Consider the following 24,459-nt stretch of genomic DNA (forward strand, 5'->3'; position numbering starts at 1 on the left):
GGGTCTCTAGGGAGACGCCGGCCCGCTCGCTTTTCTTATCCCGTCAGACGCCGGCCTGCGCGTCAGGCGCCGGGCCGCGCAAGGACGTCCCGGTCAGTCGACGTCCTCGACCTCGACCTTGCCGCCGTGGACGCGCTGGGCGAGCGCCGCTTCCATGAAGCCGTCGAGGTCGCCGTCCAGCACCTCCTGCGGCGTCGTGTGCTCGACGCCGGTCCGCAGGTCCTTCACCAGCTGATAGGGCTGCAGCACGTAGGAGCGGATCTGGTGGCCCCAGCCGATGTCGCTCTTCGAGGCGGCCTCGGCGTTCGCCGCCGCCTCGCGCTTTTCCAGCTCGGCCTCGTAGAGCCGCGCCTTCAGCATGTTCCAGGCGGTCGCCCGGTTTTTGTGCTGCGAGCGCTCCTGCTGGCACGCCACCACGATGCCGGTCGGCACGTGGGTGATGCGCACCGCCGAATCGGTGGTGTTGACGTGCTGGCCGCCCGCGCCGGAGGCGCGGTAGGTGTCGATCCGGCAATCCGATTCGTTGATCTGGATGTCGATCGTGTCGTCGACGACCGGATAGACCCAGACCGAGGCGAAGGAGGTGTGCCGCCGCGCCTGGCTGTCATAGGGCGAGATCCGCACCAGGCGGTGGACGCCCGATTCGGTCTTCGCCCAGCCATAGGCGTTGTGGCCCTTGATCAGCAGCGTCGCCGACTTGATGCCGGCCTCTTCGCCGGCATGCTCCTCCAGCACCTCCACCTTGAACCGGGCGCGTTCGGCCCAGCGCATGTACATGCGCTCGAGCATCTCCGCCCAGTCCTGGCTCTCGGTGCCGCCGGCGCCGGAATGGACCTCGAGATAGGTGTCGTTAGAATCGGCCTCGCCGGACAGCAGCGTCTCGATCTGGCGCTTGTCGACGTCAGCCTTGACCCCGCGGATCGCCTTCTCGGCCTCGGCGACGATCTCCCGATCGCCCTCTTCCTCGCCCATTTCGATGAGTTCGATCGAATCGGCGAGCGTCTGTTCGAGGCCGCGGATCGCCGTGATGGAGGTCTCGAGATCCTGGCGCTCGCGCATCAGGCTCTGGCCTTCCATCGGGTCGTTCCAGATCGAGGGATCTTCCGCTTTCTGGTTCAGCTGGTCGAGCCGCTTGAGGGAGCGATCCCAGTCAAAGATGCCTCCTCAGCAGGCTTATGGCCTGCTTGATTTCGTCGACCAACGTCTCGATTTCGGCACGCATGCCGCATTCTCCTTGCAATGGGTCCGGCCCGGCACCGCCGCTTCCGCGCGCCGCGCGAGGCGGCGCCCGGGCTCCGGTGGAGGACGGGTCTTAGAGTTTCGACCGCTCCCGCGTCAACATGCCGGGAGATGCCGCGGGCCATCGCGAGGCGCCGAGGGCGGAACGGCGGGCGGCGAGCCGCCCGCCCGCCCGCAGTCAGAACAGGCCGCCGGCGCCCTGGGTGATCGCCTGCTCGGCCTGCTTGGAGACCTGCCCCGTCGAGCCCGGGCCGGAGGCGATCTCGTCGTCGCCGATCACCTGATAGCTGTCGGCAGGGCCGGTGCCCGGCTTGAACGCCTCCATGATGACGTCCGAGCCCTGGCCCGAGGCGCGCATGCCGGTCTTGCGGTTGACCGCGATCAGCTCCATGCCCTCCGGCACCTTGAAGTCCACCGGCTTCTTTCCCTTCAGCGCTTCCTTCATGAAGTCGACGAAGACCGGCGCCGAGGTGTTGCCGCCGACGACGCCGCGGCCGAGCGGCGCCGGATTGTCGTAGCCGATGTAGATGCCGCAGACGAGGTCGGGCGTGAAGCCGATGAACCAGACGTCCTTCTCGTCGTTGGTGGTGCCGGTCTTGCCGGCGATCGGCACGCCGAGCTGCTTGACCACGGTCGCCGTGCCGCGCTGCACGACGCCCTCCATCATCGAGGTGATCTGGTAGGCGGTCATCGGATCGAGCACCTGGTCGCGCTCGTCGACGAGCTGCGGCTCGGCCTGGCCGTCATAGGCGCGGCTGTTGCAGTCGGCGCAGAAGCGCTGGTCGTGCTTGTAGATCGTCCGGCCGTAGCGGTCCTGGACCCGGTCGATCAGCGACGGCTCGATCGACCGGCCGCCATTGGCGATCACCGAATAGGCGGTGACCATCCTCAGAACCGTCGTCTCGCCGGCGCCGAGGGCCATCGGCAGATAGGGCTTCAGGTGGTCGTAGATGCCGAAGCGCTCGGCATATTGCGCCACGAGGTCCATGCCCATGTCGTGGGCGAGGCGGACGGTCATCTGGTTGCGGCTCTGCTCGATGCCGCGCCGCAGCGTCGACGGACCGGCGCTGCCCTCGTTGCCGTAGTTCGAGGGAGACCAGGTGCCGCCATTGCCGTCCGGGAAGGAGATCGGCGCGTCCATGATCACCGAGGCCGGCGTGTAGCCGTTGTCGAGCGCCGTGGCGTAGACGAACGGCTTGAAGGACGAGCCCGGCTGGCGATAGGCTTGGCTGGCGCGGTTGAACTCCGACTGCCCGTAGGAGAAGCCGCCGACCATCGCCCGGACGCGGCCGGTCTCCGGCTCCATGGCGACGAGCGCGCCCTGCACCTTCGGCGGCTGGCGCAGCATGTAGCCCTCGGCGTCGCCCTCCCCGGACTTCTTCTCGACATAGACGACGTCGCCGCGCGACAGGACGTCGTCGGCGCCGCGCACGCGGCCCTTCTTGTCCTTGGTGTTGAGGGTGAGCGCCCATTTCATGTCGGAAACGTCGATGGTGCCGATCTCGCGTTCGCTCTCCAGCGCGCCGGAGACGGCGCGGTGCGGCTGGAGGCCGATGCTGACGCGGTCGGCATTCGCCTCGAGTACCACGGCGAGCCGCCATTCCGGCACGTCGGAGAGGGCGTCGACCTTGCCGAGCTCGGCGCCCCAGTCGCTGCCGATGTCGATGCTGGTGACCGGGCCGCGATAGCCGCGCTGCTCGTCGTATTTGATGAGGCCGTGCTGCAGCGCCGCCCGCGCCTCGCGCTGCATGGCGGGATCGAGCGTCGTGCGCACCGACAGGCCGCCCTCGTAGAGCGTCTTCGAGCCGTAGCGCTGGACGATCTCGCGGCGCACGTCCTCGGTGAAATATTCCGAGGAGGCGAGATAGGTGCCGGACGGCCGCGGCTTCACCTCGATCGGCTTGTCGCGGGCGGTCGTCGCCTCCTCCTCGGTGATGAAGCCGTTCGCCGCCATCTGCGCGATCACCCAGTTGCGGCGGTCGATGGCGCGGTCGTAGTCGCGGAACGGATTGTAGTTTTCCGGCGCCTTGGGAAGCGCGGCGAGATAGGCGGCCTCGGCGACGTTCAGCTCGGTCACCGACTTGTCGAAATAGGCGAGCGCCGCGGCGGCGATGCCGTAGGAGCCCATGCCGAGATAGATCTCGTTCAGATAGAGTTCGAGGATCTTGTCCTTCGAATAGGCCTGCTCGATCCGCAGCGACAGGATCGCCTCCTTGATCTTGCGGTCGAGGGTGCGTTCGTTGGTGAGGAGGAAGTTCTTCGCGACCTGCTGGGTGATGGTCGAGGCACCCTGCATCCGCCCGCCCTTGGCGAGAACCATGACGGCGCGGCCGACGCCTTCGAGGTCGATGCCGGGATGGGTGTAGAAGTTCTTGTCCTCGGCCGACAGGAAGGCGTTCTTGACGAGGTCCGGGATCGCCTGGATCGGCAGGAACAGCCGGCGCTGGGTGGCGTATTCGGCCATCAGCTGGCCGTCGGAGGCCTGGAAGCGCGTCGTCACCGGCGGCTCGTAGTCGGCCAGCACCTGATAGTCCGGGAGCCCCTCGGCGGTCCGCTCGACGTACCAGGCGACCGCCCCGGCGACGATGATGAAGAGGACGGATCCGATCCCGAAAAAATAGCCGATCAGTCTGATCATCAAAACTCCGTCCGGGCGAGCGCCGTGCTTCGCGTCCGGTGTCTGCGGGCGATCGCCGACGCGGCCGCCCTGCCCCCTTGGAACGGCAACGACCGTTCCCGTTCCGCTGTCCATGCCAAGAACCCATGGATCAGTGCCCGCAAATTGCGGCATCGCCATGGATCGCGGCCGATTTTCGGCATTTTCGGGCTCTCAGCTTGCCGAATTGCCACAACTGCCGTGCCGGCTGTCAAGCTTCCGGCAACCTTTTGCTGTCTGCGCCGCCCGGCACGCGTCTTTTGGCGCGTCGCAGAGGCGCCCCGAAGCCCTTCCGGTGCGGCGTTTCAGTCGTTCTTCTGCGCCGCCTTCAGCGCGTCGGCCTTGCCGCCGCGGAAGAAGCGGATGATCGATTCGGCGATCGCCGAGGTGATCTTCCGGCGCCAGTCCTCGTTCTTCAGCAGCTTCTCGTCGGCGGTGTTCGACAAAAAGCCCATCTCGACCAGCACCGACGGAACGTCCGGCGACTTCAGCACCCGAAAGCCGGCCGAGCGCTTGGGGCGGTTGATCAGGTCGACCTTGTGGGCCGAGAGGTCGGCGACGAGCGCCGCGGCGAAATGCTCCGAAAAGCTGACGGTCTCGCGCCGCGTCAGGTCGAGGAGGATGTCGAAGACCTCGGGCGACTTGTCGGTGAGGCCCTCCGGTGCGAAGCGGTCCGAGGCGTTCTCGTTGGCGGCGATCTGCCGGGCGAGCTCGTCGGAGGCGTCCTCCGAAAGCGTATAGACGGTGGCGCCGCGCAACGACTTGTAGTGGATCGAGTCGGCATGGATCGACAGGAACAGGTCGGCGCCCAGCTTGCGGGCGATCGCCGCCCGCTCGTCGAGCGGGATGAAGGTGTCGTCGTTGCGGGTCAGCTCGGCGTCGACGTTCGGATAGGTGTCGAGGATGTCGCGCAGCATCTTGGCGTTGGCGAGGTTGATGGTCTTCTCCATCGTCCCGGACGGCGAGAGCGCGCCCTGGTCTTCGCCGCCATGGCCGGGATCGATGACGATGACGAGGCGGCGCGGGCCGCCGCCCTTGCCGGGCGTCGGCGGAGCGTCGCCGGACGGTTTGGCGGCCGTGACCCGGCCTGCGGGAACCGGCTCGGCGGCTCGGCCGGCGTCGCCGGTCGCCGCGATGTCGACCTCGACGACCTCCTTGCCGTCTTCCGCCGTCCTGTCGATGGTGGCGACGGCGGGCGCCTTCAGCTTGAAGATCACCCGGTAGCGATCCGCCGTCACCATGCCGTGGCGAACCGTCTCGACCAGCGGATTGTCGGGCAGCGTGTCGAAGGGTACCGCCGGCACGGCATCGTCGAAGTCGACGGCGATCCGGTCGGGGTTTTTCAGCGCGAAGCTGCGCACCGCCGTCTTGCCGGTCAGGATGAAGCGGACGACGAGGCCGGTCTTGCCGGCGATCGGTTCGATCTGGGTGATCACCCGTTCGTCGCCCGCTTGCGCCGGCCGGCAACCGGCGACGAGCAGGGCGCCGACGCAGAGATGGAAGGCGATGGCGGCGAGCCGGCGGCCGATGGTCATGCGAACATCTCTCCCTCGAACCCACGGACGACACTTGAACCCGGATGACGGGCCCGCGGCGGCAGGTGGCGGCCGGGATACGGCGCCGCTGCGGCGGGCGCATGGCACGCCGCTCCGGGCAAAGCGCGCGGCGTCCGCAAACCATCGATGCCGGACGACGGATCGTCGCCCGGCGCCGGCGGGGCCTCTGCCTTTCCTGCCGGCGGTATCGGACGAGGCTTGCCCGAGGCTCGGCGCTCCTGCAACTTTTCGCGAGTGAGGGGCGGAACCCGCCTGCCCGAAAGCCTTCCGAACAGGCAGCGCCCTTGTCATGGTCAATATCCCGTCATAAAAGCGGGAGCGAGGTTGAAGATGGCGGAGAATCGATCGTCGCCGCCGAATGGCTCGGAAGATCGTCGCGGGCGCTGCCGTCCGCTCGGGACGCCGATCCGCCGCATGGCGACGCCGCATCCGCCACTTGGCCTCGTGTCGAGGATTTCCGTCGATGCCGCAGCGTGAACTGCGATCGACATACTTCGTCGTTCGACATGCGTGGGTCCGTCCCACGGCAGCGCAGTCGAGACGTTCCATCGGCCGCCCGCGGGCGGTCATCTGTTGTTGCAAGGTCGTGTTTTTGCCGCCGCTGTCCGATTCGCTCTGTATGCCATTGCCTCGCGCCCGCCTCGATGCGGCCGGTCATCAGCGTGAAATCGTCGCGTCGCGGTCGCAAGCCACGGCCCATTCGGGCTCGCGCCCTTCGAAAGACCGCCAGGCGATGAATTGCCGTCCGCGTGTCCCCTGCGCGAGCGCCGGGGAGTCATCTCATGGCAAACAAAATGCTGATCGACGCGTCCCACCAGGAAGAGACGCGCGTCGTCGTCGTCCGCGGTAGCCGGATCGAAGAGTTCGATTTCGAATCGGAACACAAAAAGCAGCTCAAGGGCAACATCTACCTCGCCAAGGTCACGCGCGTCGAACCGTCGCTGCAGGCGGCCTTCGTCGAATATGGCGGCAACCGCCACGGCTTCCTGGCCTTCTCCGAAATCCATCCGGACTACTATCAGATCCCCAAGGCCGATCGCGAGGCGCTGATCGCCGAGGAAATGGCGCGTGGCGCGGAAGAGGACGAGGACGACGCCGACGAGGCGAAGCCGCGCGGCCGCTCCAAGGGCGGTTCCGGCCGCAGGGGCAGCCGGGCTGCGCGCCGCTCCGAAACCGACACGATCGCCGAGACCGTCGACGCTGGCGAGGCGGCTGAAGGCGCGGATGCGCCGGTGGCGACGGCGGAAGCCGGCACCGGGGCCGACGAAGCGGCGGCGCAGCCGGGCGGCGACGAGGCCGTCGGCGACGCGGATGCGGGTGCGGAACCCGCACGTGCCGAAGCCGGCATTTCCGAGGACGCCGCCAATCCCGACGCGTCGGACGACGAGGATCGCGCGGCCGCGGCCGCGGACGACGCCGACGAAGGCGGCCGCGGCGAGGACGACGGCCGCCGCCGGCGGGGCCGCCGGACGCGCCGTTCGAGCGCCCGTTCGAGGGATTCCGGCGCAGACGGCTCGGATGACGACGGCGACGAGGCCGAGGAGATCGACGATCTCGGCTCCGAGGACGCCATGGAGGAGGTTCCGGTCCGCCAGAGCCGCCCGCGCAAGCAGTACAAGATCCAGGAGGTCATCAAGCGCCGCCAGATCCTGCTCGTTCAGGTCGTCAAGGAGGAGCGCGGCAACAAGGGCGCGGCGCTCACCACCTATCTGTCGCTCGCCGGCCGCTACTCGGTGCTGATGCCGAACACGGCGCGCGGCGGCGGCATTTCCCGCAAGATCACCAACGCCGCCGACCGCAAGCGCCTGAAGGAGGTCGTGCGCGATCTCGACGTTCCGCGCGGCATGGGCATCATCCTGCGGACCGCCGGCGCCAATCGCACCAAGGCCGAGGTCAAGCGCGACTACGAATATCTGATGCGCCTGTGGGAGACGGTGCGTACCGTCACACTCTCGTCGATCGCCCCTGCCCTCGTCTACGAGGAAGGCAGCCTGATCAAGCGCTCGATCCGCGACCTCTACAACAAGGACATCGACCAGATCCTCGTCTCCGGCGAGGCCGGCTACCGCGAAGCCAAGGACTTCATGCGGATGCTGATGCCGAGCCAGGCGAAGGTCGTCCAGCCCTATCGCGATCCGACGCCGATCTTCGCCCGCCAGGGCATCGAGGCCCAGCTCGACAAGATGCTGCAGCCGCATGTGACGCTGAAGTCCGGCGGCTACATCATCATCAACCAGACCGAGGCGCTCGTCGCGATCGACGTCAATTCCGGGCGCTCGACCCGCGAGCACTCGATCGAGGACACGGCGTTCCAGACCAATCTCGAGGCGGCCGAGGAAGTCGCCCGGCAGCTGCGCCTGCGCGACCTCGCCGGGCTGATCGTCATCGACTTCATCGACATGGAGGAAAAGCGCAACAACCGCTCCGTCGAGAAGAAGCTGAAGGACTGCCTGAAGAACGACCGGGCCCGCATCCAGGTCGGCAAGATCTCGCATTTCGGCCTGATGGAGATGAGCCGCCAGCGCATCCGCGCCAGCGTCCTCGAATCGACCATGCAGCCCTGCCCGATCTGCGGCGGCGCCGGCCACATCCGTTCCGCCTCCTCGCTCGCGCTGCATGTCGTGCGGAGCATTGAGGAGCACCTGCAGAAGCACGCCGGCCACGACCTCATCGTCAAGGTGCCGACCGCGACCGCGCTCTACGTCCTCAACGAGAAGCGCAAGCGCATCGACGAGCTCGAGCAGCATTTCGGCCTGAGGATCACCATCGAGGCCGACGAGAGCGCCGGGCACCAGGCGGTGAGCATCGAGCACGGCGCCCCGGCGTCGCAGCCGGTGGTCCGGCAGGAAGCCGCGCATCCGGAATCGGTCGCCGCGATCGACGAGGTCGAGGAAGCCGAAGACGAAGCGGTCGCCGAAGAGGTCGAGACGAAATCCGCCGAGGAAGAGAAGGACGACGGCGACGGCGGCAAGCGCCGCCGGCGTCGGCGCCGCCGGCGGCGCGGCGATCGCGGCCAGGAGCGCGGCCAGTCGTCCGACGACGGCTGGTCTGCATCCGGCGACGAGGATGACGGCGAGGAGGCCGACAACGAAAGCGACGAGGCCGAAGGCTCGGGCGACGAGGATTCCGCCTCGGATGCCGACGGCGGCGAGAACGGCGAGAACGGCGACGACGGCGAGAATGGCGACAATGGCGATCGGGGTTCGCGCCGGCGCCGGCGCGGCCGCCGCGGCGGCCGCCGCCACCGCGACGGCACGGGCGATCTCGAAGGCGGCGATGCCGTTGCCGCCCGCTCCGATGAAGCGGACGAGGTCGGCGGGAATGCCGCAGCCGCGGCAGACATGTCGCAGCCGGCGACCGGCGACGTCGTCACCGCCGCAGGCGCGGTCGAGACCTCCGGTGCTTCTGACGCGGACACCGGCTCGACGCTGCTTGGTGCCGGCGAGCAGGAAGAGAGTGGCGAGAACACAGAGACGCCCATCGCGGTGACGTCGACGGTGATCGTGCCGGAAACCGGCGCCGATCATCTCTCGGCGCCCTCGGCGTCGCCGGCCAGCGAGGACGCTGCGCCCGCCGAAAGCCTCGCTCCTCCTGCCGCACAGGACGCGCCGGCAGCCCTCGTGGCTGAAATCGAGACCGCGGACGCGGCCACGGAGGCGTCGCAGGCCGAACAGCCGGCGGCCAACGACGACGCGCCGGCCCCGGCCGAACGCACCGAGCCGGTCGTCACCTCCACGAGCGCCGAAGAGGCGGCCGGCGAGGACGACAAGCCGCGGCGAACCGGGTGGTGGGCCCGCCGCAGTTTTTTCTGAAACTCTTCGGGCTCGGCCGCTAGGCCGGGCCCGAAGTCCTTTCTGGGGACGGAAGCCTTTTTTTCGGGACCGGATCACGCTGCAGCGGCGCCGGTGCCGACCGCGGCCGACGACCCGCAGCCGCACGGGCCCGGCCGTTCACTGCGCTCGCAGCGGCGACGGCGCATCGTCAGGTCCCTCCGCTCCGATCCCGACTGCCATCGCCTTCCCCTCGGCCTGCCGAAGCCGCCCGCGCCCTCGCATGGCGCCCCGCCCCGCCCTGCCGCGCCTCGGCCCGCCGCGCACCACCGACAATGCGATTGACAGCGCCGCAGCGCGGTGATTGTTTGTATGCGAATGAATTGCGGCGAGCGGAAGCGAATATGAGCATCACGGGGCAGGACGCCGCCGGGCCGGCCGTCGATGACAAGATCCGCTGCGATGCCTGCCCGGTCATGTGCTACATCAAGCCCGGCATGACCGGGGCGTGCGACCGCTACGCCAACCGCGCCGGCGAGCTGGTGCGGGTCGATCCGCACGTGCTCATCGAACGGGCGATCTCGGACGGCGCCGAACTCGTCCCCTTCTCGCAGCCTGCGGACTGGGACGGCACGATCGTCTCCGGCCCGGAGCGTTTCGTCACCGCGATCGGCGCCGGCACCACCTATCCGGACTACAAGCCCGCCCCCTTCATCGTCTCGTCCGAGATCGACGGCGTCGACATGGTCACCGTCGTGACCGAGGGCATCTTCAGCTACTGCGGCGTCAAGGTGAAGATCGACACCGACCGTTTCGTCGGGCCGGAGACCCACGCCGTCAGGGTCGAGGGCGAGCGGATCGGCCATGTGACGACCGGCGAATACGGCTCGCAGATGCTGTCGCTCGGCGGCGTCCACCACCTCACCGGCGGCTCGAAGAAGGAGGGCCGCGTCACCTGCCAGGCGCTGCTCGACCTGTCCAACGGCAAGGCCGTGGAAATGACCGTCGACGGCGGCGCGACGCTCGTCGTCGAGGCCGGCAAGCCGCCGATCGTCAACGGCCAGGAAGAGACGCGCATGCGCGTCGGCTGCGGCTCGGCGACCATCGGCATCTTCGCGCGGCAATGGCTCGGCAAGGCCGACGAAGTCGTCGTCGTCGACGATCACATCACCGGCGTGCTCTCCGAACACCAGGCCGGCAAGCTGCTCGACATCCCGCCGACCGGCATCCGCATCAAGGGCCGGCGCTCCACCCCCGGCCGCTATTTCCAGGTGGCCGAGCCCGGCACCGGCTGGGGCGGCACCGACATCTTGGACCCGCTGGCGATCCTCGGCGACTTCGACCCGAAGCACGCCTATCCGGGCCTTAGGCTGCTGATGGTCTCAACCACCGGCGAACACGCCGCCTATTTCGAGCTCGACGAACGGCTGAAGCCGGTGGAGATGGCGATCCCGGAACCGCTGGTCGAACCGGTGGAGCGCATCGCCGAAAACTGCGAGCCGGCGCTCTCCACCGTCCTCTTCGTCGGCGGCGCCGGCGGCTCGCTCAGGGCCGGCGTCACCGAAAATCCGGTGCGGCTGACGCGCTCGGTCCGCGACGCACTGACCAACGTCACCTGCGGCGGCGCCCCGGTCTATCTCTGGCCGGGCGGCGGCATCACCTTCATGGTCGACGTCACGCGGCTGCCCGAGAACGCCTTCGGCTACGTTCCGACCCCGGCCCTCGTCGCGCCGCTGGAATTCACGTTGAGGCTTTCCGACTACGCGGCGCTCGGCGGCCACATGGACCACGTCCGCCCCCTCGCCTCGCTCGCCTCCGGCGACCGCCAGAGCATTCCGGCGCGCCGCGGCAATCCCTGGCCCTTCGCCCGCCGGATCGCCGGCGAGCTGAACACATAGAGGCCCGCATGCGCCGCGAGCCCCAGGTCGCGCTCCTGCCGGACGGCCGCCGGCTGCACCTGCAGGACGGGCCGATCGACCTGATCGTCGAGGCCACCGGCAGCCGTGAAGCCGTCGTTGCGGCCTATCGCGCGGCAGCGGATCGACTCACCGGCCTCCTCGACGGTCTCTGCGCCGAGCTGGCGCTGCTGCGCTCGCCTGCCGGAGAGCACCTCCCCGTCGACCCGGTCGGCCGGGCGATGCTGGCCGCGGTGCGCCCCCATTCGCGGACGGGCTTCATCACGCCGATGGCCGCGGTCGCGGGAGCGGTGGCCGATGCGGTGCTGGCCGCGATGGTCGAGGCGGCGCCGCTGTCCCGAGCTTTCGTCAACAATGGCGGCGACATCGCACTTCATCTGGCGCCGGGCGAAAGCTTCGCGATCGGCCTCATCGACCGGCCGGACCGGCCCTCGCTCTTTGCCCGTTCGATCATCCATGCGGCGGACGGCATCCGGGGCATCGCGACCAGCGGCTGCCGCGGACGCAGCTTCTCGCTCGGCATCGCCGATGCGGTGACGGTGCTCGCCCGCACGGCCGCCGAGGCCGACGCCGCCGCTACCGTCGTCGCCAACGCCGTCGACCTGCCCGGCCATCCCGCCGTCCACCGCGTCGCAGCCTGCGAACTCCAGCCGGACAGCGACCTTGCGGCGCTGCCGGTGACGCGTGCCGTCGGGCCGCTCGCTCCGGCCGAGGTCCGTCGGGCGCTCGAAGCCGGGCGCGCGGTCGGCGAGGCGCTGGCCCGCGACGGGCTGATCGTCGCCGCCGCGCTGCATCTTGCCGGGCAAACCGCAACCACGGGCGCCATGGCGCTCGCCGCCGCCTGAGGAGGGACAATGCCTGAAATCGTCATGCGAAAGCGCCTCGTGACCGTCGAGGAGATCTTTCACGAGGGCGGGCCGCCTGCGGCCGCGCCGCTGCGCAGGGCCGCCGTCCTCGCCGTTGTGAAGAACCCCTATGCCGGGCGGTATGTCGAGGACATCGTCCCGTTCATGGACGACCTCAAGCCCTTCGGCCTGTCCATGGCGAAGGCGCTGATCGACGTGCTCGGCGGCGATGCCGGCGCCGTCGAAGGCTACGGCAAGGGCGCGATCGTCGGGGCGGCGGGCGAGCTCGAGCACGGTGCGCTGTGGCACGTGCCGGGCGGCTACGCGATGCGCGAGCTGCTCGGCGACGCCAAGGCGATCGTTCCCTCCGCCAAGAAGGTCGGCGGTCCGGGCACCCGCCTCGACGTGCCGATCACCCATGTCAACGCCTCCTACGTCCGCAGCCATTTCGACGCGATGGAAGTGGGCGTGCCGGACGGCCCGCGGGCCGACGAGATCGTCTTCGTCCTCGTCATGACCACCGGGCCGCGCATCCATGCGCGCGTCGGCGGGCTGAAGGCGGCCGAGATCAAGGGAGAGGATGGACTGCGATGACGAAGGCCGAGATCCGCAAGATCGTCACCATCGTCGAGGAGGTGTCGCGCGAGATGGACCGTCCGGTCGATCCGCCGACGCGGCGGGCTGCGGCGATCGCGGTGATCCGCAATCCCTTCGCCGGCGGCTATGTCGAGGATCTGACGCCGCTCGTCGAGATCGGCGAGGAACTCGGCGGCCTGCTCGGCGAGCGGGCGGTGAAGGCGCTCGGCATCGAGGCAGCGAGCGCCGAGAGCTACGGCAAGGCCGCCGCTGTCGGCGAGAACGGCGAGCTCGAACACGCCGCGGCGATCCTGCATCCCAAGCTCGGCGCGCCGCTCCGCAAGGCCGTGGAGAAGGGCGCGGCGCTCGTCCCCTCCTCCAAGAAGCGCTGCGGTGTCGGCGGCGTGCTCGACGTGCCGCTCGGCCACAAGGACGCCGCCTATGTCCGCAGCCATTTCGACGGCATGGAAGTGCGCGTTGCCGACGCGCCCCGGGCCGACGAGATCATGGTGGCCATCGTCGTCACCGACAGCGGCCGGCCGCTGCCGCGCGTCGGCGGGCTGACCACCGCCGAGATCAAGGGCGAGGACGGGCTGCGCTGAGGGCGCGGCTCCGTTCAGCCCCGCCTCGACGCTCGATTCCGTGGCTCCCCGTCCCGATCGAGGGGCCGCGGGATGGGCGGACCATGTGCAAGCCCGGACGCTTCGGTTGCGTGCCGATATGCCCTGGAGCCTGCAAAAGCTGCAAGCGAGCAGGGACCAGTGACGACATGGCGAACCGACGTCGCTCCCCTTCGGCGCCGTCATCCTCGGCCTTGTGCCGAGGATCTACTGCCGGCCAATCGACAGAATCCGTGCAGTCTGTCCCTCGACCGCCAAGCGCCCGACAATCAACCCACAGTCGATCCTCGGGACAAGCCCGAGGATGACGGCGTTTCGATCTCGGCGCCGCTTCGGACCGATGGCCTGCAGGAACGATCCGACCCGACGAGATGCAGGCTTCGGGTCGGGCGCGTCGGTCGGCGACGGCAAGCAAGCCGCATCTGCCCCAGTTCCGGACGGCTCCCCTACCCCCCGATCACCGCCGGCAGCTTCTCCGCCGGCGGCGTGTTGCGGCTGCGGCCGGTCCGCACGACGCCGTCGATGACGGTCATGCCGATGCCCGGGAGATCGCCGAGCTCGATCGAATGCAGGAAGCTCCGACCGGCCGAATGCTGGGCCTTGTCCATGAAGACGAAGTCCGCCGAGCGGCCGGTCTCGACCAGGCCGCAGTCGAGCGCCCGCATCCGTGCGGTGTTGCCCGTGGCGAAACAGAAGGCGGTCTCGGCCGGCACCTCGCCGAGCGAGGCGAGCATCGCCACCATGCGCACGATGCCGAGCGGCTGGACGCCGGAACCCGCCGGCCCGTCGGTGCCGAGGATCACCCGTTCCAGCTGGTTCATCTCCTTGGCGGTGCGCAGCGTGTAGAGCGCGGCGCGCTCGTTGCCGTTGTGGACGAGTTCCAGGCCCCGCCGGCAGCCCTCGCAGATGCAGCGGATCTCACCGTCCGGCAGCGCGGTATGGCCGCCATTGACGTGGCCGACGACGTCCGGATCGACCTCGAGCACGACGTCGGCGTCGATCAGGCCGGAGCCCGGGATCGACGGGCCGCCGGTGTGGATCGTCGAGTTGAAGCCGTGCTTGCGGGCCCAGGCCACCATTTCGCGGCCCGTCGCCCCGTCCTTGACGCCGCCGAGCCCGACCTCGCCGAGCAGCCTGACCCCCTGTTCGGCCATCTCGGCGAAATCTTCTTCTACCATGCCCGGCTCGATCACCGGCGCCCCGGCCATCACCTTGACGCCGCTCGGCCGAAAATTCGAGAAGATGCGCTGGGCATAGATCGCCATCGCCTTGACGCCGGCGACGTCGCGCGGCCGGCCCGGCGTGTGCACCTCGCCGGCGGAGATCATCGTCGTCACCCCGCCGTGCAGCGTCGAATCGATCCAGTTGAGCTGGCTCTGGCGCGGCGTCCAGTCGCCGGCCACCGGGTGGACGTGGCTGTCGATCAGGCCGGGGGCGACCACCGTGCCGTTCGCGTCGATCTCGGTGTCGGCGCCGTCGAGGTCGAGATCGGCGGTCTTGCCGATCGCGGCGATGCGGCCGCCGACCGCGACGATCGCGTCGGCGTCGAGGATCGGCCGGGCGATGTCGCCGGACAGCACCAGTCCGATGTTGCGGATCACCAGCTTCGCGTCCGGCCGTATCGCCTGCTGCACGTCCTGCGCCATGGTCTGCTCCTTGCCCGGGCCACCGGCCGTCGGACCGGGGACCGGCGACGGCGATCATCAGATATCGTTCGCATACGAACGATCTTCGGACTATGATCCGGCTTCGGATGTTTGGCAACCGGGGCCGGGACGCGGGCGGATACCGCCGCCGCCGCGTCGGCCGACCGGAAGGGAACGGTGGTTTGAAGACGGCAGGCGACGGCGACGAAGAACCGGTCGGGCGCGACGGCTACGTCCTCGACGAACAGGTCGGGTTTCTGCTGCGCCAGGCCCAGCAGCGTCATGCGGTGCTGTTCGCCGAGTGTTTCGGCGGCGACCTGACGCCGACGCAATGGGCGGTCCTCGCCAAGCTGGCGGAGATCGGCGAATGCTCGCAGAACCTCCTCGGCCGCTACACGGCGATGGACGTCGCGACGATCAAGGGTGTCGTGCAGCGCCTCGACGCGCGGCACCTGGTGCTCAGGCGCCACGATCCCGACGATCGGCGCCAGCTCCTGATCTCGCTGTCGGCCGAGGGCCGCTCGGTCTATACGGCGCGGCTCGCCGACGCCCGCCGGGCGAGCGAGGCGACGCTGGCGCCGCTCGGCGAGCGCGAGCGCGCGATCCTTCTGCGCTGCCTGAGGACGCTGCGGTGATCGGCCGGGCGTATCCCCGAGATGTCGGACCCCCTGAACAAAATCTGGGCGGGCCCCGGAAGTGGCTTGACGCCGCGCAGAAAGATCGTTCGTATACTAACGTCATCGACTGAAGGGGCCGCTGCCCGAAGGATCGGGCGGGACGGCACGAGCTACGTGGCGAGAGGCTGGAAATGCTGAAGACTTTGTCTCGACTGTTCGCAATCTCGACTCTCGTCGGCACCGGGCTGGTTGCCTCGGCCCCGGCGGGTCTCGCCGCAGACATCAAGATCGGCGAGATCAACAGCTATTCGGCGCTGCCCGCCTTCACCGAACCCTACCGCAAGGGCTGGCAGCTCGCCGTCGAGGAGATCAACGCCTCCGGCGGCATCAATGGCGACAAGCTGGTCGTCATCTCCAAGGACGACGGCGGCAAGCCCGCCGCCGCGGTCACCGCGGCCAACGAGCTCGTCGCCCGCGACGGCGTCGCGCTGATCACCGGCGGGTTCTTCTCCAATGTCGGCCTCGCCATCGCCGATTACGCCAAGCACAAGAAGGTGCTCTATCTCGCCGGCGAGCCGCTGACCGACGCGATCACCTGGAGCGAGGGCAACAAGTACACCTTCCGCCTGCGTCCCTCGAACTACATGCAGGCGGCGATGCTCGCCGAACAGGCGGCGAAGCTGCCGGCCAAGCGCTGGGCGACGGTCGCGCCGAATTACGAATACGGCCAGTCGGCGGTGAAGGTGTTCAAGGAACTGCTCAAGAAGGCCAAGCCCGACGTCGAGTTCGTCGCCGAGCAGTGGCCGCCGCTCGGCAAGATCGACGGCGGCGCCGTCGCGCAGGCGCTCGCCGCCGCCAAGCCGGACGCGATCCTCAACGTCGAGTTCGGCGCCGATCTCGTCCAGTTCGTGCGCGAGGGCACCACCCGCGGCCTGTTCAAGGATCGCAGCGTCGTCAGCTTCCTGACCGGCGAGCCGGAATATCTCGAGCCTTTGAAGGCCGAGGCGCCGGAAGGCTGGATCGTCACCGGCTATCCCTGGTACGCCGTCGACACGCCCGAGCATCAGACCTTCATGAAGGCCTATGAGGCGAAATACGACCAGCATCCCTATCTCGGCTCGGTCGTCGGCTATGTCGAGTTCAAGACGATCGCCGAGATCTTGAAGAAGGCGAAGTCCACCGAGACCGACGATCTCGTCGCCGCGGCCGAGGGCATCTCGCTCGACACGCCCTTCGGCAAGATCACCATGCGGGCGATCGACCACCAGTCGACCCTCGGCGCCTTCGTCGGCAAGACGGCGGTCAAGGACGGCAAGGGCGTGATGGTCGACTTCAAATACGAGGACGGTGCGAACTACCTGCCCTCGGACGCCGAAGTGAAGAAGCTGCGGCCGCAGGGCTGACCGTCGGCGGCAGCGCGAAGGCATCGAACGGATCGGGGACTGCACACGGATGGCACTCTATGTCGTGCAGTTCCTGACCGGGCTTGCCAATGCGTCGTCGCTGTTCCTGGCGGCCTGCGGCCTGTCGGTGATCTTCGGCGTCACCCGCATCGTCAACTTCGCCCACGGCGCCTTCTACATGCTCGGCGCCTATGTCGCCTATTCGCTGACCCAGCGGCTGGAGGGCGGCCTCGGCTTCTGGGCCGGTATCCTCGTCGCTGCGGCGGTCGTCGCGCTGGTCGGCGCGCTCCTCGAAATGTCGCTGCTGCGGCGGATCTACCGGGCGCCGGAGCTGTTCCAGCTGCTCGCGACCTTCGGCGTCACGCTGATGGTCGAGGATCTCGTCCATCTGATCTGGGGCCCGCAGGATCTCGTCGGGCCGCGCGCGCCCGGCCTCGATGGCGCCGTCACGGTGCTCGGCCTGCCGGTTCCGACCTACGACCTCTTGCTCATCGTCCTCGGCCCCCTCGTCCTAGGCGCCTTGTGGCTGCTCATGCACCGCACGCGCTGGGGCGTCCTGGTGCGCGCCGCGACTGAGGACCGCGACATGGTGGCGGCGCTCGGCGTGAACCAGAAATGGCTGTTCACCGGGGTCTTCACCCTCGGCATCTTCCTCGCCGCCTTCGGCGGGGCGCTGCAGATCCCGCGCACCGCCGTCACCCACCAGATGGACCTTTCGATCATCGCCGAGGTGTTCGTCGTCGTCGTCATCGGCGGCCTCGGGTCGATCACCGGCGCCTTCCTCGCCGCCGTGCTGATCGCCGAGCTCAACGCCTTCGGCATCCTCGTCCTTCCGGGCATCTCGCTGGTCCTGATGTTCCTGGTGATGGCCGTCGTCCTGGTCATCCGGCCCTGGGGCTTCCTCGGAAAGCCGATCCAGACCGGCGTCAAGACCATCGGCGAGGCGACGCGGCCGTGGCGACCCTGGTCGCCGGCGACGAGTGTCCTCGTCGCGGCGGCGATCCTCCTCGCCGCGCTCATGCCGCTGCTGCTCGGTTCCTACGGCCTCTCGGTCGGGGCGCAGATCCTGATCGCCGTCGTCTTCGCCGTCAGCCTGCAGTTCCAGATGTCGACCGGCGGGCTCGATTCCTTCGGCCATGCCGCCTATTTCGGCCTCGGCGCCTATGGCGCGGCCCTCGCCGTCGAGTGGTCGGGACTGCCGATGGAGGCGGCGCTCTTGGTCGGGCCGTTGGCCGGCCTCGCCGGTGCCCTGGTCTTCGGCTGGTTCTGCGTGCGCCTGTCGGGCGTCTACTTCGCCATGCTCACCCTCGCCTTCGCGCAGATCACCTGGTCGGTCGCCTTCCAGTGGGTGGAGGTGACCGGCGGCGACAACGGCATTCTCGGCGTCTGGCCCTCGGACTGGGCCTCCAGCCCGGCCGCATTCTACTGGCTGACGCTCGCCGTCGCCGTGGTGTGCGTCCTCGTCCTTCGCCACCTCGTCTTCTCGCCCTTCGGCTACCGGCTGCGGGCGGTGCGGGATTCGACCGTGCGGGCCGAGGCGATCGGCATCTCGCGCCAGCGCACCCAGTATGTCGCCTTTGCCGTCTCGGGCACGGCGGCGGGGCTTGCCGGCGCCCTCTTCGCCTTTCTCAAGGGCAGCATCTTTCCCGACGTCCTGTCGATCCCGACCTCGATCGACGCGCTCGTCATGGTGCTCCTCGGCGGCGTCGCCACGGTTTCGGGCTCGGTGGTCGGCGCGATCGTCTACACCATGGCCTCGATCTGGCTGATGAGCGCCACCGACCTGTCGCGCCTCGTCCTCGGCGCGGTCATCGTCTTCCTCGTCGTCGCGTTCCCGCAGGGCATCGTCGGCTCGCTCGCGGGGCTGGTCGCCGGGCCGCTGGAGCGCTGGCGACGGCCCGCAGGGGCGGCCCGGCCGGTCGCCCTTCCGGCGGAGGGCCGGCAATGACGAACGCCCTCCTCGAGGTCGAACACCTGTCGAAATCCTATGGCGGCGTCCATGCGGTCGAGGACGTCAGCTTCCGACTTTTCGCCGGCGAGATGCTCGCCCTGATCGGCCCGAACGGCGCCGGCAAGAGCACCTGCTTCAACATGGTCGGCGGACAGATTCCGGTCGGCGCCGGCCGGATCCGGATCACCGGCCGCGACACGATCGGCTTGTCGCCGCGCCAGATCTTCCGCCTCGGCGTCGGACGCACCTTCCAGGTCGCGCAGGTGTTCAAGTCGATGACCGTGCGCGAGAACGTCGAGACCGTCTTCGCCTCGCGGGACGGCGGCCTCGGCTTCCTCGGCCGCGCCGGCAGCGCCCATCGGACCGCGGCCGAAGAGGTCCTCGCCCTCACCGGCATGGCGGAATTCGCGAAGCGTCCCTGTGCCGACATGGCCTATGGCGACGTCAAGCGGCTGGAACTCGCCATGGCGCTCGCCAACGATCCGAAGCTGCTCCTGATGGACGAGCCGGCCGCCGGCATGGCGCCGCTGGAGCGCGTCGAGCTGATGGCGCTGACCGCCCGCATCGCCCGCGAGCGGCAGATCGGCGTCCTCTTCACCGAACACGACATGGACGTCGTCTTCGCCCATGCCGACCGGATGATGGTCCTGAACCGCGGCCGGCTCATCGCCGAGGGCGCGCCGGAGACGGTGCGCCGGGATCCGCAGGTCAGGGCCGTCTATCTCGGCGAAGGGCTGGTCTACGACCAGGCGGCCGCGGCGCGGAGGGCGGACGCATGAGTGCAGCTTCCGCAAAGCTCGAGGTCGCGGCGCTGAACAGCTTCTACGGCCCGGTGCAGATCCTCTTCGACGTCGGCTTTTCCGTCGGCCGCGGCGAGGTGGTGGCCCTGCTCGGCCGCAACGGCGCCGGCAAGTCGACCACCTTCAAGTCGCTGATGGGTCTCGTCGACCGGCGCGAGGGCGCGATCCGCTTCGAGGCGGAGGACATCGCCCGCCTGCCGACCTACGAGATCGCGCGGCGCGGCCTCGGCTACGTGCCGGAGGACCGGCGCGTCTTCGCCGAACTCACCGTCGAGGAAAACCTCGAGGTCGGCCGCCAGCCGGCTCGCGGCGACGCCGCCACCTGGACGCCGGAGCGGCTCTACGCCCTCTTCCCGAACCTCGCCGAGATGCGCCGGCGGCCCGGCGGCCAGATGAGCGGCGGCGAGCAGCAGATGCTGACGATCTCCCGCACGCTGATGGGCAATCCCTCCCTCGTTCTTCTCGACGAGCCGTCGGAGGGTCTGGCGCCGAAGATCATTGAGCAGATGGCGGACGCGATCCTCGCCATGAAGCGCGAAGGCCTCAGCATCCTCCTCTCCGAGCAGAACCTCCACTTCGCCCGGCTGATCTCAGACCGTGCCTACATTCTCGAAAAGGGCCGCATCCGCTTTTCCGGCACCGTCGCCGAACTCGAGGCGAACACCGCCGTGCGCGACCAGTATCTCGCCGTCTGAGGCCGCAATGACGCCAAAGAGCGACGCCGCGATCTCACTGACGGTCAACGGCACCGACCATCGCCTCGCCGTTCCGCCGGCCGCGCCGCTTCTCGACGTGCTGCGCAACGACCTTCGCCTCAACGGCCCGAAATTCGGTTGCGGCCTCGGCCAGTGCGGCGCCTGCACGGTGCTGATCGACGGGCTTGCCGCCCGCGCCTGCACCATACCCGCCGGATCGGTCGCCGGCCGGCGGATCGTCACCCTCGAAGGGCTTTCGCGGGACGGTCGCCTCGATGCGGTGCAGGAGGCCTTCGTAGCGGAACAGGCCGTCCAGTGCGGCTACTGTCTCAACGGCATGATCATGACGCTGAAGGCGCTGACCCTGCGCGATCCTGCGCCGGACGAGCGGGCGATCCGCGAGGCGCTCCGCTACAATCTCTGCCGCTGCGGGACGCATCTGGAGATTCTCGCGGCCGCCCGCCGCGCTTGCGGGCTTCGGCCTGACGCGCGACTGTCGGCGAGGGACGGGGGCGCATGACCGACGCCGCACGCACCGGCGATCAGGAGGAAGCCCGCCTCGTCATCGAGCGCGGCTCCGCCTCGGGCAGCGCCGAAACCTTCCTTATCGTCCACGCCGACGGCCGCGTCACCGGCCACAACGGCCATGTCGATCTTGGCACCGGCATTGCCACCGCGCTCGCCCAGATCGTTGCGGAAGAGCTCGACGCCGCGCCCGACCAGGTGGCGATGGTGCTCGGCGACACTGGCCGGACGCCGGACCAGGGCCCGACGATCGCCAGCGAGACCATCCAGGTCGCCGCCGTGCCGCTCCGCAAGGCCGCGGCCCAGGCGCGGGGGATCCTCCTGTCGCGGGCCGCGCGCCTCCTCGACGCGGCGCCGGAGGACCTCGCCATCGAGGCCGGCCTCGTCTTCGCGCCGGGCAGCAACCGCCGCCTCGGCTTCGGCGAGATCCTCGCCGGCGCCACCATCCGCGCCGAACTCGACCTCGCCACGCCGGTCAAGCCGGCGGAGGCCTACCGGCTGGTCGGCACCTCGCTGCCGCGCGTCGACATTCCGGACAAGGTCAGCGGCCGCGCCACCTACGTCCACGACGTCCGGCTTCCCGGCATGCTGCACGGCCGGGTCGTCAGGCCGCCCTATGCCGGGCGCGACAGCGGCGACTTCATCGGCCGCAGCCTCCTTTTTGTCGACCGCGCATCGGTCGCCTCGCTGCCCGGCTTCGTCGAGCTCGTGGTGATCGCCGATTTCGTCGGCATCGTCTGCGAGCGCGAGGATCAGGCGGCGGAGGCCGCCCGGCGGCTGAAGATCGCCTGGCGCGAGCCGCCCCCGCTCCCCGGCCTCGACGACCTCGCGGCGGCGTTGACCGCCCATCCCGCGACGCCGCGCACCTTGTCCGACCACGGCGACGTCGAGGCGGTCCTGCCCGGGTCCGCCGTTCGTCTCAAGCGGCGTTATGTCTGGCCCTATCAGATGCACGCCTCGATCGGCCCGTCCTGCGCGGTTGCGGATTTTCGCGACGGGCTGCTGACGCTCTGGTCGGGAACGCAGAACCCGCACATGCTGCGCGGCGACCTCTGCCGTCTGCTGCAGCTTCCCCCCGAGCGGATCGACATCAGGCGCCACGAGGCGGCGGGCTGCTACGGGCGGAACTGCGCCGACGACGTCAGCGCCGATGCGAGCCTCCTGTCGCGGGCGGTCGGCCGGCCCGTGCGCGTGCAGCTCACCCGCGCTGAGGAGCATGCCTGGGAGCCGAAGGGCGCCGCCCAGCTCATCGACGTCGAAGGCGGGCTTTCCGCCGACGGCGGCCTTGCCGCCTACGACTTCGAGACCCGCTATCCCTCCAACCGCGGGCCGAACCTCGCGCTGCTCCTCACCGGTGCCATTTCACCCGACCCGCAGCCCTCGGACATGGGCGACAGGACGGCGATCCCACCCTATCGCTACGCGGCCGAGCGCATCCGCGTCCACGACATGGCGCCGATCGTGCGGGCCTCCTGGATGCGCGGCGTCTCGGCCATGCCGAACTCGTTCGCCCATGAGAGCTTCATCGACGAGCTGGCGGCCGCGGCCGTGGAAGATCCCGTCGCCTTCCGGCTGCGGCATCTGAAGGATCCGCGCGCCGCCGAGCTCGTCAGGGCGACGGCCGGCCGCGCCGGCTGGGTGGAGCGCAGCGGCCCGCGCCGTACGGGCGACGGCAGCGGCGAGGGCGGCAAGCTCTACGGTCAGGGCTTCGCCTATGCCGTCTACGTCCACGGCGCCTTTCCCGGCACAGCCGCCGCCCACGCCGCCTGGATCGCCGAGGTCGCGGTCGACCGCAGGACCGGCGAGGTCGCGCTGGAGCGGGTGGTGGTCGGCCACGACACCGGCCAGATGATCAACCCGGCCGGCGTCAGGCACCAGATCCACGGCAACGTCGTGCAGTCCGCGAGCCGCGTCCTCAAGGAGGAGGTGGCGTTCGAGAACTCCACCGTTGCGAGCCGCGACTGGGGCAGCTATCCGATCGCGCAGTTTCCCGAGATTCCGGACGTCGACGTCCTGATGCTGCCGCGCCCGGCCGATCCGCCGCTCGGCGTCGGCGAATCCGCGTCGGTGCCGAGCGCCGCGGCGATCGCGAATGCGATCTTCGACGCCACCGGCGTCCGCTTTCGGGAACTCCCCTTCACGCCGGAGAGGATCAAGGCCGGCCTCGACGCGGCCTGGGGCGCGCCAGCGCCGCCGGCGCGGCTCGAACCCGCGGCGCCGGCCCCCGCCCCGGGGACGGTGTCGCCGCGCCGTCGCCCGCCGCTGCTGCGCCGGCTTCTCGCTCCCGTCCTCGCCGGTCTCGCCGCGACGATCGGTACCGCCGCCGTCGGCCTCGTTCTCAGGGCGCCGATCGCGCCCGTCGCGCCGCCGGATCCCGCCACATGGTCGGCCGCCACTCTCGAACGCGGCCGCCAGCTCGCCGCGCTCGGCGACTGCGCCGTCTGCCACACCGTTCCGGGCGGCAGCGCCAATGCCGGCGGACGGGCGATCGAGACGCCGTTCGGAACGGTCTATTCGACCAACATCACTCCCGACCCCGAAACCGGCATCGGCGCCTGGTCCTATCCGGCCTTCGCCCGGGCAATGCGCGAGGGGATCTCCCGCGACGGGCGGCATCTCTATCCCGCCTTTCCCTACAGTGCCTTCGCGAAGACCGGCGAGGCCGACCTCGAGGCGCTCTACGCCCATCTGATGGCGCAGCCGCCGGTGCGCGCGACACCCCCGGCCACCGCCCTCGCCTTTCCCTTCAACCTGCGGCCGCTGATGGCCGGCTGGAACGCGCTCTACCACAAGGCCGAAGCCCTGCGGCCGGTGGTTTCCCGCAGCGAGGCCTGGAACCGCGGCCGCTATCTCGTCGAGGGCCTCGGCCATTGCAGCGCCTGCCACTCGCCACGCAACCCGCTCGGAGCCGAAAAGCGCGGCGCGGCGCATCTTTCCGGCGGCATTGCGGACGGCTGGCACGCGCCGGCGCTGGACGGTACGGGCGAAGCGCCGCTCGGCTGGACGCAAGACGCGCTCTACGCCTATCTGAGGACCGGCCGTTCGGCCGAACACGGCGCCGCGGCCGGCTCGATGGCGCCGGTCGTCGCCTCGCTTACGGGGGTGCCGGATACCGACATCCGGGCGATGGCCGTCTACCTCGCCTCGCTCTCGAAAGCTGCGCCCCAGGGCGACCGGCAGGCCGAGGCGGCGCGGCTCGTTGCCGCGAGCGAGGCCGACATCCGGCCGGCACAGAGCCTCGGTGCGCGGCTCTATGACGGGGCATGCGCGGTCTGCCACCGCTCCGGGGCAGAGGCCACGCTGTTCAATGCCGGAACCCCGCTCGCCCTGACGACGGCGGTCAACGCCGCAGCGCCCGACAATCTGATCCGAACGATCTTCGGCGGCCTCGCCCCGGCGGCGAGCGGCGCCCACAGCGCCATGCCCGGCTTTGCCGAAACCTTCACCGACCGGCAGGTGGCGGCGCTCGTTAGCTATCTCCGCAGCCGGTTCGCCCGCGGCCGCGCGCCGTGGGACGATGTCGAGGCGCGCGTCGCGAAGATCCGGGCGTCGCTGTCGGAGGCCTCGACCGCCGGCGGCTGACGGACTGAGCCCGGCGCCGCGTCGTGCGCCAGGGACCTGGCGCGACTTTTCTCACTCAAGGG

Annotated in this window: 16 protein-coding genes; 12 read left to right on the plus strand and 4 right to left on the minus strand. The window is 69.6% G+C overall.

Translation table 11 applies throughout. The features are described 5' to 3' along the window. Positions 1 to 93: 93 nt before the first annotated feature. The 3 genes from prfB to J1C47_RS00310 form a co-directional block, all read right to left on the minus strand. Positions 94 to 1,222 (minus strand): peptide chain release factor 2 gene (gene prfB / locus J1C47_RS00300; RefSeq protein WP_207348717.1). Its coding sequence is split into 2 segments (ribosomal slippage): positions 94 to 1,152 and positions 1,154 to 1,222, totalling 1,128 coding nucleotides; the frame shifts between segments, so codons are not numbered across the junction. Between the two features lie 195 nt (positions 1,223 to 1,417). Further along, positions 1,418 to 3,877, minus strand: coding sequence for a penicillin-binding protein 1A (locus J1C47_RS00305; RefSeq protein ID WP_207348718.1), 2,460 nt, complete (start codon positions 3,875 to 3,877; stop codon positions 1,418 to 1,420). A gap of 323 nt (positions 3,878 to 4,200) precedes the next feature. After that, positions 4,201 to 5,430, minus strand: a complete 1,230-nt coding sequence (locus tag J1C47_RS00310; protein WP_207348719.1) for an N-acetylmuramoyl-L-alanine amidase — start codon at positions 5,428 to 5,430, stop codon at positions 4,201 to 4,203. Positions 5,431 to 6,233: 803 nt separating this feature from the next. On the opposite strand from J1C47_RS00310, the gene J1C47_RS00315 reads away from it, so the two are divergent. From J1C47_RS00315 to J1C47_RS00335, 5 genes are all read left to right on the plus strand, one after another. Beyond that, positions 6,234 to 9,263, plus strand: a complete 3,030-nt coding sequence (locus J1C47_RS00315) for an Rne/Rng family ribonuclease (protein WP_207348720.1) — start codon at positions 6,234 to 6,236, stop codon at positions 9,261 to 9,263. Positions 9,264 to 9,625: 362 nt separating this feature from the next. Then, positions 9,626 to 11,119, plus strand: coding sequence for a 6-hydroxynicotinate reductase (locus J1C47_RS00320; RefSeq protein ID WP_207348721.1), 1,494 nt, complete (start codon positions 9,626 to 9,628; stop codon positions 11,117 to 11,119). An 8-nt stretch (positions 11,120 to 11,127) separates the two neighbouring features. After that, positions 11,128 to 11,982, plus strand: coding sequence for a UPF0280 family protein (locus tag J1C47_RS00325; RefSeq protein ID WP_207348722.1), 855 nt, complete (start codon positions 11,128 to 11,130; stop codon positions 11,980 to 11,982). 9 nt (positions 11,983 to 11,991) lie between these two features. Further along, positions 11,992 to 12,576 carry an amino acid synthesis family protein gene (locus J1C47_RS00330; RefSeq protein ID WP_207348723.1) on the plus strand — a complete coding sequence of 195 codons (585 nt, stop codon included), beginning with the start codon at positions 11,992 to 11,994 and terminating at the stop codon, positions 12,574 to 12,576. Continuing rightward, a complete protein-coding gene (locus J1C47_RS00335) occupies positions 12,573 to 13,160 on the plus strand; it encodes an amino acid synthesis family protein (RefSeq protein ID WP_207348724.1) in 588 nt (195 codons plus the stop codon). The genes J1C47_RS00330 and J1C47_RS00335 overlap by 4 nt, the downstream gene beginning before the upstream one ends. Before the next feature lie 464 nt (positions 13,161 to 13,624). On the opposite strand, the gene J1C47_RS00340 is transcribed toward J1C47_RS00335, so the two are convergent. Beyond that, positions 13,625 to 14,824 (minus strand): amidohydrolase family protein, encoded by a 1,200-nt coding sequence (locus tag J1C47_RS00340; protein ID WP_207348725.1) that lies wholly within the window; start codon positions 14,822 to 14,824, stop codon positions 13,625 to 13,627. A gap of 182 nt (positions 14,825 to 15,006) precedes the next feature. On the opposite strand from J1C47_RS00340, the gene J1C47_RS00345 reads away from it, so the two are divergent. From J1C47_RS00345 to J1C47_RS00375, 7 genes are all read left to right on the plus strand, one after another. Continuing rightward, positions 15,007 to 15,459: a MarR family winged helix-turn-helix transcriptional regulator gene (locus tag J1C47_RS00345; protein ID WP_245396276.1), complete on the plus strand. Its 453-nt coding sequence runs from the start codon at positions 15,007 to 15,009 to the stop codon at positions 15,457 to 15,459. Between the two features lie 173 nt (positions 15,460 to 15,632). Then, a complete protein-coding gene (locus tag J1C47_RS00350) occupies positions 15,633 to 16,844 on the plus strand; it encodes an ABC transporter substrate-binding protein (protein ID WP_207348727.1) in 1,212 nt (403 codons plus the stop codon). Between the two features lie 49 nt (positions 16,845 to 16,893). Beyond that, positions 16,894 to 18,792: an ABC transporter permease gene (locus J1C47_RS00355; protein ID WP_207348728.1), complete on the plus strand. Its 1,899-nt coding sequence runs from the start codon at positions 16,894 to 16,896 to the stop codon at positions 18,790 to 18,792. Beyond that, on the plus strand, positions 18,789 to 19,574 hold the full coding sequence (locus tag J1C47_RS00360) for an ABC transporter ATP-binding protein (RefSeq protein WP_207348729.1): 786 nt from the start codon (positions 18,789 to 18,791) through the stop codon (positions 19,572 to 19,574). The genes J1C47_RS00355 and J1C47_RS00360 overlap by 4 nt, the downstream gene beginning before the upstream one ends. After that, positions 19,571 to 20,290: an ABC transporter ATP-binding protein gene (locus tag J1C47_RS00365; protein WP_207348730.1), complete on the plus strand. Its 720-nt coding sequence runs from the start codon at positions 19,571 to 19,573 to the stop codon at positions 20,288 to 20,290. Before J1C47_RS00360 ends, J1C47_RS00365 begins: the two co-directional genes overlap by 4 nt. 7 nt (positions 20,291 to 20,297) lie before the next feature. Continuing rightward, positions 20,298 to 20,810 (plus strand): (2Fe-2S)-binding protein, encoded by a 513-nt coding sequence (locus tag J1C47_RS00370; protein WP_207348731.1) that lies wholly within the window; start codon positions 20,298 to 20,300, stop codon positions 20,808 to 20,810. Further along, on the plus strand, positions 20,807 to 24,397 hold the full coding sequence (locus tag J1C47_RS00375) for a molybdopterin cofactor-binding domain-containing protein (RefSeq protein WP_207348732.1): 3,591 nt from the start codon (positions 20,807 to 20,809) through the stop codon (positions 24,395 to 24,397). The genes J1C47_RS00370 and J1C47_RS00375 overlap by 4 nt, the downstream gene beginning before the upstream one ends. Positions 24,398 to 24,459 lie beyond the last annotated feature (62 nt).

Origin of the sequence: Jiella sonneratiae (assembly GCF_017353515.1) — a bacterium.
Classification (GTDB): domain Bacteria; phylum Pseudomonadota; class Alphaproteobacteria; order Rhizobiales; family Rhizobiaceae; genus Jiella; species Jiella sonneratiae.